The following is a 14,286-nucleotide window of genomic DNA, read 5'->3' as shown; positions in this document are numbered from 1 at the left end:
CCAGCGTACCCACTGTGATGAATCGTTGCCGTGTCACACGTTGTGATTTGTTGTTTATTCCTGGCACACCCACCTAGGGCATAGTCTGACCCGGAATTGGTCGCTATGGAGGGTCGATGTCGAAGGACAAGACGCAGGCGAGGCGGGAGCATCTTGCCCGGATGCGTGCGGAGCAGAAACGCAAGGAGCGCCGGACCGCCTTTCTGATGTGGGGCATCGGTGGCGCCGTGATCGTCCTGCTCGTCGGTGTGGTGGCCTTCTACATGGTCAACGTGCGGGCGACCACCTCGCTGGACGGCGTCGCCACCGCCGACTACCCCGGCGCCCAGCACGTCGAGACCAAGGTGGCCTACAAGGAGACCCCGCCCATGGGCGGGGAGCACAACCCCGCCTGGCAGACCTGCGCCGTCTACGACAAGCCGATCAACAGCGAGAACGCCGTCCACTCGATGGAGCACGGCGCCGTGTGGATCACCTACCGGCCGGACCTGCCCAAGGACCAGGTGGACAAGCTCAAGGAGCTCGCCTCCCAGGACTACATGCTGATGAGCCCCTACCCGGACCTGCCCGCGAAGATCGTGCTCAGCTCCTGGAACCGGCAGCTCACGGTGAACAGCGCCGACGACCCGCGCGTGCCCAAGTACATCGCCAAGTACCGCAACAGCGGCGACCAGGCCCCCGAACTGGGCGCCTCCTGCACCGGCGGTGTGAACACCACCACCGCCGAGGCTCCGATCCCGGCGGCGGCCCCCTCTCCCGGCGCGTCGGACGCCCCCTCGCCGGGCGCCTCGGACTCTCCGAAGCCGGGCACGTCGCCCGAGCCGTCGGCCTCGCCCAGCTCCAGCTCCTGACCGGTGGTTCCCGCCACCGGCTTCTGATCATGAGCTTCTGACCACCGGTTTCCGGTCACCGGAACCCGAGCGACGCGAAGAGGCCGCCGCCCGATCGGGCGGCGGCCTCTTCCACGTCGTCTTCCACGCCGGGGAGCTTCCGCGTCCTCCGGTTCCGTGTCGTCCGCTTCCGTGCGCTCCGGTTCCGTGTCGTCCGAGGTTCCGGACGGCACGGAAGCTCCGTTACTGGTCGGCGGGGGCGGAACCCGCCGACGCCAGGATCTGGTCCAGGGCCGCGGGGGAGGAGGCGATCTGCCCGACCTGGTCCTGGGTCAGGTCCTTGCCGTTGAGCTTCAGCGTGGGCGTGCCCTGGACCTTCTGCTCCTCGGCGTACTTGGTGGCCTTGTCGATGTCGCCGGCCTTCTGCATCCCCGTCACGCACTTCTCGAAGTCCGCGCTGTAGAAGCCGAGGTCGCGGGCCCAGGACAGCAGCTCCGCGTTCTCGAAGCCGTTCTTGCCCTCCACCGGCTGGTGGGTGAAGAGCGTCTTGGCGTACGAGGCCCACTTGTCGGCCGGGGCGCAGAACGCCGCGTTCGCCCCGCGGCGCGAGACCGAGGGCATGGGCTCGGCGAAGGAGGGCGCCTTGAAGAGCTGGAACGGCCGGTAGACCACCTTGGCCTTGCCCTCGGCGGCGGCCTGCTTCAGCGCGTCGCCCGCCGCCTCGTCCAGACTCTTGCAGGCGGGGCACTGGAAGTCCTCGAAGACCTCCAGGGTGGGGCCGGTGACGCCCTCCTTGCTCATGAGGATCGACCCGTCCTCCTGCCGGGTGGTCGGCGCCAGCGGCCCGGTGTAGGCGACCGCCTTCGGCGCGTCGCCGCCACCGCCGGAGCTGTTCTTGACGACGACGAACCCGACCACCACCGCCGACACGAGGACGAGGCCGCCGGCCACGCCCAGCAGCAGTTTGCGCTGCTTGTCGCGGGCCGCCTGGCGCTTTCGCTCCTCCGCGAGCCTCTCCCTGGCGCTTCCTTGCCGGGCGCTCTTGCTCATCTGTGTCGTCTCCTGGGGAATCTTCGTTTCAAAGGGTGGTCAGGTGTTCTCAGGCTCCGCTGCCGAGCCTGCGGTACTCGTCCGTGAGCACCAGGCCGAGCAGCAGCAGCGTGATCACGTGCACGGCCGTGCACCAGAGGCAGATCTTGCCGAGGACGGCGAGTTCGGCGGTGACGAGGTACACCACGAACAGCGTTCCGACGATCACGGAGGCGAGGCGCCCCCAGCGCGCGACCGGGTGGGCCGAGGACCACGCCGCCGGGACGACCAGTGCGCCGAACCCGGCGAAGAACGCCAGCCCCAGCAGGGGGACGGGGATGCCGAACAACTCGGAGTAATCGCTGGTGGTGACGGAGGCGCAGTCGATCGTCGCGTTCTCCGTGCAGAGCGGTACCTCACCGCGGTAGTGGACGACGGTGAGGTAGACGGAGACCGCCAGACCCGCGAGGGTCAGGAGGCGCAGCGCCGTCAGCAGGCCGGGCGAGCGCACCGGTGCCGTACCGACCCGCGGGTCGACGTTTCCCACCATGAACCATCCTTCTTCTGGGCAAGGGGACTGCGCTCCGCCGCTGGTCGTCCGGGGGAGGGCTCCACCGGCTCGACACCTGGCCGGGCATTGTATGTTAGATTGCCACAGATAAGAAGATCGTTAATAAAGCGGTTGTTTGGCCGCTTTGTGATGGTCTCTGGTGGTCCGGGATTCACCCGGAACGGGGCCCCTCGCGGGTGCGGGCCCACCCGGGCGTGACGCCCGGCGGAAACGGGCGCCGGGCGGAAACGGATCCGGGCCCGTACGGACGCGGGACGGGATCGACACCCGGCGGGACGTACCCGGCGCGAGCGGACGTCAGGGCATCGGGACGTCAGGCTGACGCGGGCCTCAGGCCAGGACCCGGTCCAGCGGCATCGCCTCCAGCCCGTGCGCCTCGGCCACGGGCTCGTTCGTCAGGTGTCCCTCGTGCGTGTTCAGGCCCAGGGCCAGCGCCGGGTCGCCGCGCAGCGCCTCCCGCCAGCCCAGGTCGGCGATGGAGACCGCGTAGGGCAGGGTCACGTTGGTCAGCGCGTACGTCGAGGTGTGCGGGACCGCGCCCGGCATGTTGGCCACGCAGTAGAAGACCGAGTCGTGCACCCGGTAGGTCGGCTCGGCGTGGGTGGTGGGGCGGGAGTCCTCGAAGCAGCCGCCCTGGTCGATGGCGATGTCCACCAGGACCGATCCCGGCTTCATCTGCGCCACCAGCTCGTTGCTCACGAGCTTCGGGGCCTTCGCGCCCGGCACCAGGACCGCGCCGATGACCAGGTCGGCGGCCAGGACCGCGCGCTCGATCTCGAAGGTGTTGGAGGCGACCGTCTGGCAGTGCCCCTGGTAGATGACGTCGGCCTGGCGCAGCCGGTCGATGTTCTTGTCCAGCAGCACCACTTCGGACTGCATGCCCAGCGCGATCACCGCGGCGTTCATTCCCGACACCCCGGCGCCGATCACCACCACGTTGGCGGCGTGCACGCCCGACACCCCGCCCATCAGGACGCCGCGCCCGCCGCCGGACCTCATCAGGTGGTAGGCGCCCACCTGCGAGGCGAGCCGTCCGGCGACCTCCGACATCGGGGCCAGCAGCGGCAGCGCGCCGTTCGCGGTCTGCACGGTCTCGTAGGCGATCCCGGTGACGCCGGAGTCCAGCATGGCCCTGGTGCACGGCTCCGACGCCGCCAGGTGCAGGTAGGTGAACAGCACCTGCCCCTTGCGCATCCGGTGGTACTCCTCGGCGATCGGCTCCTTGACCTTCAGCACCAGGTCGCCCTCGGCCCACACGTCGTCCGCGGAGGCGATGATGGTCGCCCCCACGGCCTCGAAGTCGGAGTCGGGGATGGACGACCCGGCTCCGGCGTCCTTCTCGACGAAGACCTCGTGACCGTGCCGGGCGAACTCGTGGGCTCCGGCGGGGGTCAGGGCCACCCGGTACTCCTGGTCCTTTACCTCGCGGGGAACGGCGATCTTCATGGCACCTCCAGGATTCGCGCCCGTGTCCTCCTTCACTCTCGGTTCCCTGCAAAGAGAGCACTACGCACATGCTGCAAGGAATCGACCTCCTTTGGTGACGGGTTGTCAAACGCGGTGGCTTCTCATGTTTCCGGAAGCCGCCTTGACCATCCGGTTACCCCCTCCTTTGACTGATCGGTAGGCTCGCCGCGAGCACAGCGAGGAATGCGGAGACATGCCGATGGGGAAGCACGCCGGTCCGGGCAGGCGGCCCGTGCCGAAGGGAGCTCCACCCGCGCACCCGGGGCGGGCGGAGCCCCTGACCGCGCCTCTGACCGCCCCGCTCGGCCCGCCCGGGCCCGGGGGCCCGCCGGGTCCGGACGGGCCGGAGGGGCCAGGGGGGTCCGCCGGGGTCCCCGACCCCACGTCACCCGGGATGCCGGACGTCCTCGGAACGTACGGCGCCGTGCCCTCCGGCCCGCCCGGGGGTCTGCCGCGCCCGGCCGGCGGCGTCCCCGGGCCCGCCGGAGACGACGCCCCCGGGCCGGGCGGGCCGATCCCGCCCGTCCCGCCGGTGCCGCCCGGCCCGGTGCGGCCCGGTGAGCCCGGGGCCGTCCCCGATCCCGGGACGCCCGGCGACCCCCGGGCGAGCCGGCTCACCACGGGAGTCCTGATCGCGGCCCTCGTCGTCGTCGTCCTGGTCACCGGCGTGCTCGCCACCCTCGCCGTCCTGATGACCCGCAACCCCGACGCGCCGCTCGGCGCCAGGCCGCCGCAGCGGCTGGCCGCGCCCATCCACTTCGCGCCGGTCCTCGCCGCCCAGCCCGGCCCGTGCGCCAACGCCGAGGACATGCCCGACGAGACCGGGCAGACCTGCTACACGCTGGCCGAGGGGGTCAGCGTGAACGCCGTACGGAAGATCGAGACGGTCCGCGACGCGAACGGCGGCTACGCGGTCAGGGTCGCGTTCGCCCCCGCCTTCCGCGACCTGATCAACGACCTGACCAAGGACGCGCTCAACCAGCAGATCGCGATGGTCGTGCAGGAGAAGGTGCTGGCGGCCCCGCGGGTGGCCCAGGAGATCACCGACGACAGCCTGAGCGTCACCGGGTTCGCCACCAAGGAGGAGGCGGACGCCCTCGTCTCCCGGCTGGGCGGCGTCCCCGGCACCTCCGTGCCCTCGACGCCGCCGCCGGGACAGCCCCAGCCGAACCAGTCGATCTTCACGCCCCCCGGCTCCACGGACTCCGACCCGGCCGCGACGCCCCCGGCGACCCCGCCCGCGACGCAACCCACGGCGCCTTCCGCGACGCAACCCGTGGCTCCTCCCGCGACGCAGCCCACGACGCCGCCCGCCACGAACCCCGCAGCCGCGCCCGCGACGACGGCCCCGCCGCGGGGGACCGCGGACCGCCCCACCGCCCCGGCCGACTCCACCGCCTCCACCGACTCCGCGACGCGCACCGGGCGGACCACCGCGCCGGACGGCGCCATCGCACCCGCCGAGAACGGTCACGACCCTCGATACCGCACGTGCAAGGAGTCGCGCGACGCCGGGTACGGCGGCCCCTATACCAGGGGGGTGCACGCCGAGTACGGCTGGTACAAGGATGTGGACGGCGACGGCGTCACCTGCGAGAGCGGGAACTGACCTCCGCTCCCGGGACGTGCCGGCCGCTTCCGTACCCGCTTCCGTACCCGCGCCGGATCCCGTGAGCCGGGCGCCGTCTCCGGGCCCGGACGCCTACTCGGCCAGTGCCCGGATGCCCTCGATGCCGAAGTAGGCCACGAACACCAGCGCGACCACCCAGAGCAGCCACGAGACGTTCCGGGAGCGGCCGAGTGCCGCCTGGATGACCGTGTAGCTGATCACACCGGCGCCGACGCCGTTGGTGATGCTGTAGGTGAACGGCATCAGGATGATCGTCAGGAACGCCGGGATCGCCAGCGTCAGGTCGTCCCACGGCACGTTCCTGGCCTGGGTCATCATCAGCGCGCCCACCAGCACCAGCGCGGGGGCCGCCGCGGCGGCCGGGACGACCGACGACAGCGGGGTGAAGAACATCGTCACCAGGAAGACGCCGCCGGTGGTCACCGCCGCGAGCCCGGTCCTGGCGCCCTCGCCGACCCCGGCCGCCGACTCGACGAACACGGTGTTCGCCGAGGCGCTGGAGAAGCCGCCGACCGCGGCGGACACGCCGTCCACGGTCAGGATGGCGCCCAGCCGGGGCACCCGGCCCTCGGCGTCCACCAGCCCGGCCTCGTCGCTGACCCCGATGATCGTGCCCATCGCGTCGAAGAACCCCGACAGCACCAGCGTGAACAGCACGACCAGCGCGGTCACCACCCCGGCGCGGGCGAACCCGCCGAACAGGTCGATGTGGCCGATCAGCCCGAAGTCGGGCATGGCCACCACGCCCTCGGGGATCTTCGGCACCACGACGCCCCAGCTCGCCGGGTCGATCCTCGCCACACCGTTGACCATGATCGCCAGCACGGCGGTGACCACGATGGCGATCAGGATGGCTCCCGGCACCTTGCGGACGAACAACACGATCACCAGCAGCAGGCCGAAGCAGAACACCGCCACCGGCCATCCCGTCAGGTGGCCGGTCGCGCCGAGCTGTACCGGCGAGCCCGTGCCCTTGCCGACGAAACCGGCGTCGACCAGCCCGATCAGCGCGATGAACATGCCGATGCCCACGCTGATCGCGTGTTTCAGGGCCAGGGGGATCGAGTTCATGATGAGCCGCCGAACCCCGGAGACGGCCAGCAGGACGATGACCGCGCCCTCCAGCACGACCAGCCCCATCGCCTGCGCCCACGTCATGTACGGCGCGGCCTGGTAGGCCACCACGGCGTTCAGTCCCAGCCCGGCCGCCACGCCGAAGGGGGCGTTGCCCACCAGGCCGATCAGGATCGTGCTCACCGCCGCGGCGACGATGGTCGAGGTGGTGAGCTGCGGGATCGACAGCTTCGCCCCGGTGACGTCGGTGGCGCCGCCCAGGATGAGCGGGTTCAGCAGGATGATGTAGGCCATCGCCATGAACGTGGTCAGGCCGCCCCTGACCTCCTGGCCCACCGTCGACCCGCGCGCCGTCAGCTCGAAGAACCGGTCCATGAAATCCCTTTCGCACAGGGATGACCGGGTTATCGCTATTTGAGTGCTATGTCAGAACGACCGGTCCCCCGCCCAGTTACCGTACCGGCTTCCGTCCAGCGCGATGTCGTGGGGGCGGATCGGCACGCGGGGCAGCCGCAGCCCGGTGGCCGCCCGCACGGCCGCCGCCACCGCCGGGGTGGACGACAGCGTCGGGGGCTCGCCCGCGCCCCGCAGGCCGTACGGGGCATGCGGGTCGGGGTTGGCCAGGACCGACAACCGCATGGGCGGCATGTCGAGGATCGTGGGGATGAGGTAGTCGGTGAAGGACGGGTTGAGCACCCGCCCGCCGGAAACCTGGACCTCCTCCATCAGGGCCAGCCCCAGCCCCTGCGCCGAGCCGCCGTGGATCTGCCCCTCCAGGGCGAGCGGGTTCAGCACCCGCCCCACGTCCTGCACCGCCGCCAGTTCCACCACCTTGACCAGGCCCAGCTCGACGTCGACGTCCACCACGGCGCGGTGCACGCACAACGCGAGCTGGACGTGGGAGTCGCCCTGACCGGTGACCGGGTCCATCGGGAAGGTCGGCCGGTGCCGGTAGATCCCGGTCTCCTCGACGGGCCCGGCCCGCTCCAGCGTCTCCGCCAGGGTCTCCCCGTCCGCCCGCAGGGCCGCCAGCCGCTCCCGTACGGCCCGGCAGGCCGCCCGCACCGCGCCCCCGGTGACATAGGACTGGCGCGACGCCGAGGAGGACCCCGCCGACCCGACCGTCGTGTCCGCCTGCGCGACCGTCACCAGGCCGACGCCCAGCTCGGTGCGGGCGATCTGCTCCTGGACCGTCACCAGGCCCTGGCCCACCTCGGCGGCGGCGGTGTGCACCAGGACGTGCGGCTCGCCGCCGAGCAGCTCCACCCGGACCCGGGCGGTGGAGTGGTCGTCGAAGCCCTCCGAGAAGCAGATGTTCTTGATGCCCACGCCGTACCCGACGCCGCGCCGCACCCCCTCGCCGTGGGTGGTCTGCGCGACGCCGCCGGGCAGGTCCAGCAGATCCATCGGGTACGGCGGGCCCGCCGTACCCGGCTCCGGGGGGTCCGCCGGGCCGGGGACGCCGGCCACGGCCGCCGCCGGCCGGGACGGCCCAGGGGGCAGCGGCATGGCGGCGAGCTCCCGCAGCATGTCCGCCAGCGGCGCGGGGGAGTCGATCACCTGCCCCGTGACCAGCCGTGACCCCTGCGACACCGCGTTGCGCACCCGGATCTCGACCGGGGACAGCCCGCACGCCTCGGCCAGCCGGTCCATCTGCGACTCGTAGGCGAAACACGCCTGCACCGCGCCGAACCCGCGCATCGCCCCGCAGGGCGGGTTGTTGGTGTAGACGCCGTAGGCGTCGATCCACACGTTCGGCGCCTCGTACGGCCCCACCCCGAGGGACGCCGCGTTGCCGACGACGGCGGGGGTGGAGGAGCAGTAGGCGCCGCCGTCGAGCAGGATCTCCGCCCGGACGTACCGCAGCCTGCCGTCGCGGTCCGCGCCGTGCTCGTAGCGCATCCGGGCCGGGTGGCGGTGGACGTGGCCGAAGAACGACTCCTCGCGGCCGTAGACCATCTTCACCGGCCGTCCGGTGCGCAGCGCCAGCATGCACGCGTGGACCTGCATGGACAGGTCCTCGCGGGCGCCGAACGCGCCGCCCACCCCGGCCAGCGTCAGCCGTACCAGCTCCGGTGGCAGGCCCAGGCAGGGCGCGATCTGGTCGCGGTCCGCGTGCAGCCACTGGGTGGCGACGAACAGGTCCACGCCGCCGTCCTCGGCCGGTACGGCCAGCCCCGACTCCGGCCCCAGGAACGCCTGGTCCTGCATGCCGACCTCGTACTCCCCGGTGACCACCACGGGGGCGGTGAAGTCGCCGCCGACCCGGACCGGCTGGTGGCGCACCACGTTGCCGCCGTCGTGCACCGCCGGGCAGGACGGGTCGAAGGCGGCCCGCCGCGGGTCGACGACCGCCTCGGTGACCTCGTAGTCCACGACGATCGCCTCGGCCGCCCGCCGCGCCCGCTCCGGATGGTCCGCGGCGACGATCGCGACCGGCTCCCCCTGGTAGCGGACCCGATCCGTCGCCAGGACCGGCTGGTCGCGGCGGTCCAGGCCGTAGAACCGCTCACCCGGGACATCCTCGCAGGTCAGCGCCGCCAGCACGCCGGGCATGGCCAGCGCCGGACCGACGTCGACGGAGCGGATCCGGGCCGAGGGGTGCGGGCTGCGCAGCGTCGCCCCCCAGACCATGTCCGCGAGGTAGAGATCGGAGGAGTAGGCGAACTCGCCCGTCACCTTCAGCGTCCCGTCGGGGCGCGGCGCGCTGCGCCCGACGCCCAGATCGTTCCCGACGCCCGGACCGTGCCCGCGCTCCCGGCTCTGGCCCCGGTCCGGCCGGGTCTCGGTGCCGCTCATCTCTGCAGTACAACAGCCGGAGCCCGGCCCGGACAGGCAAGGACACGACGAAACCTCGGATGAGCCCGCCGGTGGTTCTTGTAGTTTCATCCAATCATGCGGATACGTGACCTGCTCGCCATCGAGGAGCTCCGGCTCACCCTCCTCACGGGCGAGGAACACCTGGACCGGAGCTTCACCGGCGTGCAGATCACCGACCTGCCCGACCCGGGACGCTACCTGTCGCCCGGCGAGCTGGTGCTCTCCGGGCTCATGTGGCGCACCGGCCCCGACGACTCCGAACGGTTCGTGCGCCGCCTGGTCGAGGCCGGGGTGGCCGCCCTCGGCGCCGGCCGCGCCTGGCTCGGCACCGTCCCCGGCGACCTGGTCCGGGCCTGCGAGGAGTACGGCCTGCCGCTGATGGAGGTGCCGGTCGAGGTCTCCTTCCGGAGCGTCGCCGAGATGATCACCCCCCGGCACGCCGAGCTGCGCGACGCCCTCGGCCGCCACCGCCGGATCGTCGCCGCCGTCGCCGAGGGCGCGGGCCTCGAGGAGCTGTTCGCGCTGATGGACGCCGAGCTGCGGATGACCGGCGCGGTCGTCTCGGCCACCGGGACGGTCATCGCCGGGACGCTCCCGGACGCGGGCACCGTCCTTGGCCCCCGGACCGGAGGCCTCACCCCTCGTTCCCAGGCGGCGAAGTCCCCGGACGAGGCCGGGGAGGGACGTGACCGGGACGGCGAGGCCGTCGCCGTCCGGCTCGCCCGCGAGTTCCTCGCCGCGCCCCGGCTGCCCCACGTGGTCCGCACCCCGGCCGGGACCTTCACCCTCTTCGGCGTGGGCCGCGAGCACCGGGCCGCCGGCTGGACGCTGGCCTGCGGCGGCGACCTGATCGCCGAGACCGACGTGGGCTTCGAGCTGGCCGCCTGTGTCGCCCTGGAACGCGGCCGGATGGAGGAGGGCCGGCGGGTCGAACGCCGGCTCGCCGGGCAGCTCGTCGCGCTGGCCGCCTCCGGGGCGGGCGACCGGGCCGAGCTGGGGGCGGGCCTGCGGACCTGCGGGATCGGCCCGGCCGAGCCGTACTGCGTGGTGAGCGCGACCGTGACCGGGCCCGGATCGGCCCGGGAGACCGACCCGGCCGCGCTCGGCGGCCGGATCCTGGAGGAGCTGCTGCGCCCCCGGACCACGGCCGCCGCGGTGACGCCGGACGGAGCCCTGGCGCTGGTGCCGCTGGCCGGCGGCCCGCCGTACTCCACGGCGGGTGAGCCGGCCGGGGCGCTGCGGGCCGGGGCGGAGGTGCTGGCGGCAGGGCTGCCCGGCCTCCGGGTGTCGATCGGGGTCAGCGCCGCGCTGACCGGCTCGCCCGCGCTGCGGGGCGGCCTGGAGGAGGCCGGGCACGCCCGGCGGCTGGCCGAGGCGCGCGGTGGGGGAGTCGTCACCAGCGACGAGATCTACACGCACGCGCTGCTGCTGGCGACCGTCCCCGGCGACGTGCGGCGGTCGTTCACCGAGAGGACGCTGGCACCGATCATGGACTACGACCGGCGCCACCGGTCGGAGCTGCTGCGCACGCTTGAGGTGTTCCTCGACTGCGCGGGATCCTGGAACGCCTGCGCCGAGCGCCTGCACGTCCACGTCAACACGGTCCGCTACCGCATCCACCGGGTGGAGGAGCTGACCGGGCGGGACCTGTCGGCGATGGCCGACCGGGTGGACCTGTTCCTGGCGCTCAGGGCGTCATGATCCGGCGAGGGGGCTCCGCCTCCCCACGCGCCTCCCGCAACGCGGCCTCCTCCTCGGCCAACTGCTCGTCCAGCTCCTCATTGCCAGTGGCCTGTGCGGTCGCGACGGAGCGTGCCAGATAGGCCGCCGCCTGCTCGGTATCACCGAGAACCCGGGCCGCGCGGGCCAACCCCAGCAGCAGATACGGCTCGGCGACATCGATGTTCGCGGCGCGCGCGCACGCCAGCGCGGCCTCGTAACAGGTTTTGGCCGACAGAGGATCCCCGAGATCGAGGTGAACCTCGCCAAGGATCTCGAGGATGCCCGCCTCGTGGTAGGCGTCACCATGCCTGCGTATCCGGCTCAAGGCTTCGTTCAACACCGTCAGCGCCTCGTCGAAACGGCGCAGGCGGCGATACGCGGAGCCGAGCAGGTTCATCGCGAAATGCTGCCCCGACGCGAAGCCGATCGCCTCAGCGACCTTCCGCTGTTCCTCGGCGCAGCGGATCGTCTCCTCGTAGCGGCCCAGGTTGCAGAGGATCCTGGCGAGGCTGCCCAGGGCTTTCTGCTCGCCGTACAGATCACCTTGTTCGCGGCAGAGGGCCAGCTGTTCCTCGATATGAGGCATGGCCTCTTCGGAGCGGTTGCTCATGGTGAGGGCGAGGCCCACGAAGTTGTGTGCCTCCGCTTCCATGGCGGGGTCGTTCAGTCGTCGTCCGGTCTCGAGGCTCTGCCGGCTGATCGAGAGAAGATAGGAAGGAGAGCCGCAGTAGTGGAGATGCCAGCAGATTGGAAAGGCGAGGGCGGCCCCAAGGTAGGCGGTCCGCTCCTCGGCGGAGGTCATCGCCTGCGAGGCCGCCGACAAGAGGTTGGCCTGCTCGCTCTCGAACCACCCATGGGCCTCTTCTTCGGAGGCGAGCTGCAGAGGAGCGGCATCAAGATCCTCAACCACTATTCGGGTGACACGGTAGCCGAGCTGGACTGCCAGCTGCGCAGTCGCGACGTAGAACTCCAGTGCGCGTTTCAGAGCGTCAGTTCGGGCGTCCTGGTTTTCGTTTTTAAGCGCCTGCTCACCCGCGAACAGGCGCACCAGGTCGTGCAGCCGATATCTCCCGGCCCCATCGACCTCCACGAGGTGGCCGTCGGCCAGCCGTTCCAGGGCGCGTTCGGCCTCATCGGCGGGGACGTCCAGGAGGGCGCCGACGACGTGCGGTGTCACGTCGGGCACCCGCAGCACCCCCAGCGCGCGCAGCGCGCGGGCGGCCTCGTGGTCGAGATCGTCGGCACTTCCGGTGAGCAGGTCGTAGCTGACCCCCAGGCTCGACCGCACGGCGATGTCGCCCGCCTCCAGCTCCCGCAGCCGTCTCCGCTCGTCCTGGAGCCGTTCCACCAGGTCGGCGACCTCCCACCGGGGCCGGTTCGCCAGTCGGGCTCCGGCGACGGCCACGGCCAGCGGCAGGCCCCCGCACAGCTCGACCAGGCGTGCCGTGGCCTCCAGGTTCCGCCCGGTCCGTTCGGCACCCGCCAGTTTGGCCAGCATGGCGGTGGCCTCCACCTGCCGTAGCCGGCCGATCGGCACGTGGACGCAGTCGTCGACCAGGGCGAAGGTCCGGCGGCTGTTCACCAGGATCGCGTTGCCCTCCGGCACCGAGAGCAGGGGGCGGACCTGGGGGAGATCGACGACATCGTCCAGCACGACGAGGACGTTCCTGCCGTCGAGCAGGCTCCGCCACAGCGCGGCGGCCTCATCGACCTCGGTGGGCACCGCCTGGGAGGCGATCCCCAGGGCCCGCAGGAACCTGCCGAGCACTTCCAGGGGTTCCAGCGGCCGCAGGCCGGGGGTCGCCCCGTGCAGGTTGGCGTAGAGCTGCCCGTCCGGGAAGTGGCCACGAGCCGTGTGTGCGGCCCGGACGGTCAGGGCGGACTTGCCCGCCCCCGGCGGCCCCGTGATCGCGACGACGTGGTGGGGCCGCCCGCCGTCCCAGGGGGAGAGCAGCGATCTGAGCCGGACCAGTTCCTCGGTGCGGCCGACGAATCCGCCCGGGTCGCGCGGCAACTGACGGGGGATCGGAACGTTCCCGGCCGCCCCGGCCGAATGCTCGGGCTCGGGAGAAACGGGACGGGTGACCTCGGTGGAGGTGATGATCTTACGGTGGAGGTCCCGGAGCGCGGGGGAGGGGTCCAGCCCGGTCCTCTCCATGACGGCCTTCGCCAGCCGTTCGTAGGCGTGGAGCGCGGCGGCGCGGTCTCCCGACCCGTGCAGGGCCAGCATGAGCTGCCCCCAGAGCCGCTCCCGTGCCGGGTTGGCGCCTGCCGCGGCACGCAGATCCGGTACGGCCTCCGCGTATCTCTCCAGCCCGATCCTGATCTCCGAGAGCTCCTCCAGCGCGATGAGACGTTCCTCGCCCAGGCCGGCCGCCGCGTCGTTCAGGACCCGGCTCCCCCGGGCGTTCGGGAAGGGGTCGCCCCGCCACAGGTCGAGGGCCCGCTGGTAGTGGTGGTGCGCGGTCTCCGCCCGGTGGTCCTGGACGGCGAGCCTCCCCCGGCGGATGTGCTCGCGGAAGGCCAGCAGATCGAGATCCTCCTCGCCGAGGGTGACGAGGTAGGTGTTCGCCTGGGTCTCGATCGGGGCCGAGCGGGGGTCGCCGGGGGCGAGGAGCCGCCGCAGCGTGTGGACGTACGTCTTGAGGTTCTGCTCGGCGGACGCCGGAGGGTCGTCGCCCCAGACCGCGTCCGTCAGATACTCGAAGGATGCCGGGGTGCCGGCCCTGAGGAGGAGCGCGACCAGGAGCTGGCGCTGTTTCAGGCGGGGAATCGGGATGAGCCGCCCTTCGCCGTTGCGAACCTCCAGACCGCCGAGCATCGAAAATGTCATTCGTTGAGCCCCATGGTCAGTGCGCCCAGGGCTTCCCGAGCGTCTCCAACGAATTCATCCAGCTTGATGGCATTCAGCTTACCGATCAAGGCGCCAGAGGGTCTATTGTGATTCGTAATATATTTTCAGTGTATCGCAGCTTGTGGTTGACCACTCGTGCCGGTGTCGCTGTCGGCGCGAACGGCGAATACACGTCCGCCGGGGACACGGGCGACCGGAGAGTGGGATGCAATTGTCCGGGGAAGCTCCCCGTGCGCGAACTCTTGGGCGTCGTCCGGCGGGTGATCGGCGATCATACTCGGAAGTAGAC

General features: G+C 71.8%; 9 protein-coding genes. 3 read left to right on the top strand and 6 right to left on the bottom strand.

What is annotated here, in order from left to right; genetic code table 11:
• Positions 1–116 precede the first annotated feature (116 nt).
• On the top strand, positions 117–851 hold the full coding sequence (locus ACZ6W9_RS07255; protein WP_389955232.1) for a DUF3105 domain-containing protein: 735 nt from the start codon (positions 117–119) through the stop codon (positions 849–851).
• Between the two features lie 222 nt (positions 852–1,073).
• Here the strand turns inward: ACZ6W9_RS07255 and ACZ6W9_RS07250 are convergent, their stop codons facing one another.
• From ACZ6W9_RS07250 to ald, 3 genes are all read right to left on the bottom strand, one after another.
• Positions 1,074–1,880 (bottom strand): DsbA family protein, encoded by an 807-nt coding sequence (locus tag ACZ6W9_RS07250; protein ID WP_362940629.1) that lies wholly within the window; start codon positions 1,878–1,880, stop codon positions 1,074–1,076.
• Between the two features lie 49 nt (positions 1,881–1,929).
• Positions 1,930–2,409 carry a vitamin K epoxide reductase family protein gene (locus tag ACZ6W9_RS07245; protein WP_362940626.1) on the bottom strand — a complete coding sequence of 160 codons (480 nt, stop codon included), beginning with the start codon at positions 2,407–2,409 and terminating at the stop codon, positions 1,930–1,932.
• A 351-nt stretch (positions 2,410–2,760) separates the two neighbouring features.
• The gene (ald, locus tag ACZ6W9_RS07240; protein ID WP_389955228.1) at positions 2,761–3,876 is read right to left on the bottom strand and encodes an alanine dehydrogenase; all 1,116 of its coding nucleotides are present in this window, start codon (positions 3,874–3,876) and stop codon (positions 2,761–2,763) included.
• Between the two features lie 415 nt (positions 3,877–4,291).
• On the opposite strand from ald, the gene ACZ6W9_RS07235 reads away from it, so the two are divergent.
• Positions 4,292–5,506, top strand: coding sequence for an excalibur calcium-binding domain-containing protein (locus ACZ6W9_RS07235; RefSeq protein WP_470116877.1), 1,215 nt, complete (start codon positions 4,292–4,294; stop codon positions 5,504–5,506).
• Positions 5,507–5,599: 93 nt separating this feature from the next.
• Here the strand turns inward: ACZ6W9_RS07235 and ACZ6W9_RS07230 are convergent, their stop codons facing one another.
• Both ACZ6W9_RS07230 and ACZ6W9_RS07225 read right to left on the bottom strand, forming a co-directional pair.
• Positions 5,600–6,976, bottom strand: a complete 1,377-nt coding sequence (locus ACZ6W9_RS07230; RefSeq protein ID WP_389955223.1) for an NCS2 family permease — start codon at positions 6,974–6,976, stop codon at positions 5,600–5,602.
• A 51-nt stretch (positions 6,977–7,027) separates the two neighbouring features.
• Positions 7,028–9,400, bottom strand: coding sequence for a xanthine dehydrogenase family protein molybdopterin-binding subunit (locus ACZ6W9_RS07225; RefSeq protein WP_389955220.1), 2,373 nt, complete (start codon positions 9,398–9,400; stop codon positions 7,028–7,030).
• A gap of 96 nt (positions 9,401–9,496) precedes the next feature.
• Between ACZ6W9_RS07225 and ACZ6W9_RS07220 the strand changes: the two genes are divergently transcribed.
• Entirely contained in the window at positions 9,497–11,122 is a 1,626-nt protein-coding gene (locus ACZ6W9_RS07220) for a PucR family transcriptional regulator (protein WP_389955217.1), read from the top strand.
• Here ACZ6W9_RS07220 and ACZ6W9_RS07215 read toward each other — a convergent pair.
• Positions 11,109–13,976, bottom strand: a complete 2,868-nt coding sequence (locus tag ACZ6W9_RS07215; RefSeq protein ID WP_389955215.1) for an AfsR/SARP family transcriptional regulator — start codon at positions 13,974–13,976, stop codon at positions 11,109–11,111. The genes ACZ6W9_RS07220 and ACZ6W9_RS07215 overlap by 14 nt on opposite strands.
• Positions 13,977–14,286: the final 310 nt, after the last annotated feature.

This window comes from Streptosporangium sp. NPDC053982 (assembly GCF_055585205.1).
Note: the sequence above shows the minus strand (reverse complement) of the source record. Positions and strands in the feature narration are given on the sequence as shown.